At 63.1% G+C, this 2535-nt stretch carries 3 protein-coding genes and 1 pseudogene; 2 read left to right on the forward strand and 2 right to left on the reverse strand.

The genetic code is table 11. The features are described 5' to 3' along the window. Positions 1 to 245 (forward strand): annotated as a pseudogene (locus C5F48_RS25820) (hypothetical protein); the annotation flags it as partial. Positions 246 to 480: 235 nt separating this feature from the next. Then, entirely contained in the window at positions 481 to 957 is a 477-nt protein-coding gene (locus C5F48_RS23055) for a fasciclin domain-containing protein (RefSeq protein ID WP_107666034.1), read from the forward strand. A 406-nt stretch (positions 958 to 1363) separates the two neighbouring features. On the opposite strand, the gene C5F48_RS24950 is transcribed toward C5F48_RS23055, so the two are convergent. Continuing rightward, entirely contained in the window at positions 1364 to 1543 is a 180-nt protein-coding gene (locus C5F48_RS24950; RefSeq protein WP_146170732.1) for a hypothetical protein, read from the reverse strand. Positions 1544 to 2172: 629 nt separating this feature from the next. Next, complete coding sequence (locus tag C5F48_RS23060) at positions 2173 to 2466, reverse strand: helix-turn-helix domain-containing protein (RefSeq protein WP_211314681.1); 294 nt, start codon at positions 2464 to 2466, stop codon at positions 2173 to 2175. Between the last annotated feature and the right edge of the window lie 69 nt (positions 2467 to 2535).

The raw sequence follows: 2535 nt of genomic DNA on the forward strand, positions 1-2535 counted from the left end.
GGGGCGGCCGCTTCCGCAGCCCCCTGATCCGGCATCATGAAGATCGGGAGACAGACTGGATCTCGCGCTGGTCCGGTGATCGGGGCGGCCCGAACGGCGGCGGCAGCGGCGGCAAGATGATCGCGCGGAGCGGTCAACGCCGGGTTTTCGTGGCGACGCAGCCGGTAGGCTTCAGAAAGGGCGTGGATGGCTTGCGGCGTGGGACAGGCTATTGCGGTGGCGCCGAGGCAAGATCGACTGGATGACCACGCCCGGAGACGGGACGGCCTGCAAGCAGCGACATCGCCGTGAAGTGCCGCCGAGCGGATCACTTCAGAACAAATCCTGTCACGGCGAGTTGACGGGAAACTGACATCGTGCGCGGCTTAATCCGCGTGCGAGATGGTCAATGCCACCGCGCGAAGATTTGAACGTGATCCGCCGGCCTCATCTCTCCGTCTTCCTCACGCCAGACCAACTGGCGTAAATGGGAGACTGCCAATGATCCGTAGAACCGCTCTTGCAATGACCACCGCCTCGTTCCTCGCCATGCCCGCCCTCGCTCAGGAGGCCGACATCGTCGATACGGCTGTCGCCGCCGGAAGTTTCACCACGCTGGTGGCCGCCATCGAAGCTGCCGGTCTGGTCGAGACGCTGAAGGGCGAAGGTCCGTTCACCGTCTTCGCGCCGACCGACGCCGCCTTTGCCGCGCTTCCGGCAGGCACTGTCGACAACCTGCTGCTGCCGGAGAACAAGGAGCAGCTGACCTCGATCCTGACCTATCATGTCGTGCCAGGGGCGGTGATGTCCACCGATCTCACCGACGGGATGGAAGCAGCAACGGTGCAGGGCGGCGACGTGACCATCACGACCGAAGGCGGCGTGAAGGTGAACGACGCCAACGTGACCCAGGCCGACATCGCGACGTCGAACGGCGTGATCCACGTCATCGATGCGGTGATCATGCCCCCGATGTAAGGCAAGCCCGCGGCGGCTCCGGCCGCCGCACATCTTTGGTCCCTGATGATCAACATCACTGCAAGAGGTGGTCTTCCCCGTTGATGTCGTTGCCTCCCGCTTGACGCTCCTCGTCGGACACGCCGCGCAAGATAGCGCTGAGGATGATCATGAGTGACGGATGCCGAGCCACCTCGAGTCATTGACGAGCCGGTAGGTCGGCGGACGTGGCAGGACGAGGAGTAGCTCCGGATCGCGACAGAGAGCTACGTGCTCGACCTGCGGATCGATCGGCGGGCTCAGTTGGCTGACGTTCCGGGCTGAGCCGCAGGAGTAATTCGGGCGTTAAGATTCAGGATTTAGGGCAAGCCATTGGCTTGCAAGGCAGTCCGCAGATAACGAAAATCGCCAGGCCCGCACCGACCCTTCAAAGGGTGATAAGCACCAGAAGGCCGACAAGTACACCGGCGTCGTATGCTTCGACGCCGGCCTGTTTTTGCCGCCGGGCCGTCTGGGCGCGGCATCTGGCGGCGGCTCGGCGGGCGCTGCGACTCGTTGAAGTGTGATCGATGCCGGCTTCCATCATCGCCTGAATATCAGGGCTCATGCCGTCCGGGCTCGTTGCTGGCCGCTCTCGATCGCTCAATGGACTGGTCCTCCCGAGGCGGCGTACAGGACTACGGCCTTAGGAAACTACGGGTCCGCAACGGGTACGAAAACCTGTGGTGGCGAGACGCGCGCAGCACGGAGAGCAAGGCGACCGTCGGCACAAGGACTGTAGTGCGGCCCCGCGCCATCGGGTGAGGCGGGGACGGGCCACAAGTTCCTCATCCTGGTGGTGATCCGCATAATTCAAGGGATGGGCCGACGCTGGCCCGCCTTCGTCCCTGACAGCTCCGCTCAGAAGTAGGGCGCAAAGTAGATCATCAAGCCAGCGGCGCCCCAAACAAAGATCACCAGAGCGACGAGCATCCAAAGGACGATTCTCTCGTGGTCTGCATGTTTGCGGCCCATCATTGCACCCGCTGCTTCCGCCTTGGACGAGCAGCGGTCTGAGGGCGGTTTGGCGAAGCGCAAAGCGGAGTAGATCAGGGACTTGGGGGATCACTCGGGCCCCACGCTTCCCCTTAGTTCTTACTGACACCTCGCGTCATCGCACAGCTAGCCAAAGGGAGAACCTCGCCAACCGATTGGTCGATGCCGCCACTGCTTGGGCAAGAGCGTTCGAACTAGCCGTCACCCTGCGAGGACTCTTCGGACTACTTCGGGCTCCTTCTCGATCACACGCAGGAGCGCCAAGGCTGGGCCGCTGACCCGCCGCTGACCTTGCTCCCACTTCTTGTAGCCGGAAAGGCTCATCCCCATCAGGGGAGCCATTTCAGCCTGCGTGAGGTGAGAGCGCACCCGCACATCGCGGGGGTTGATCGGAGTATGCACTACAGCCGGCCCTTCCCCCTTCGCATGCGAAAGGGCTTCCTGAAGCGACTGCATTAGATCTTCGCCGAACGTGCTCATCTCTTCGCCTTCCATACGGCCTTCAGGCCGGCAGCTAAGCCCGCAACCGCGCGCCTCTCATCTGGTGTCATGTCCGCCTGCGCG

This window comes from Cereibacter changlensis JA139, from assembly GCF_003034985.1.
In the GTDB taxonomy this organism is placed as follows: Bacteria; Pseudomonadota; Alphaproteobacteria; order Rhodobacterales; family Rhodobacteraceae; genus Cereibacter; species Cereibacter changlensis.

Bases quoted from the DNA above. Each gene is read 5' to 3' on its own strand.
- C5F48_RS24950 (WP_146170732.1), bottom strand. From the start codon at position 1,543: ATGAGCCCTGATATTCAGGCGATGATGGAAGCCGGCATCGATCACACT.
- C5F48_RS23060 (WP_211314681.1), bottom strand. From the start codon at position 2,466: ATGGAAGGCGAAGAGATGAGCACGTTCGGCGAAGATCTAATGCAGTCG.
- C5F48_RS23055 (WP_107666034.1), top strand. From the start codon at position 481: ATGATCCGTAGAACCGCTCTTGCAATGACCACCGCCTCGTTCCTCGCC.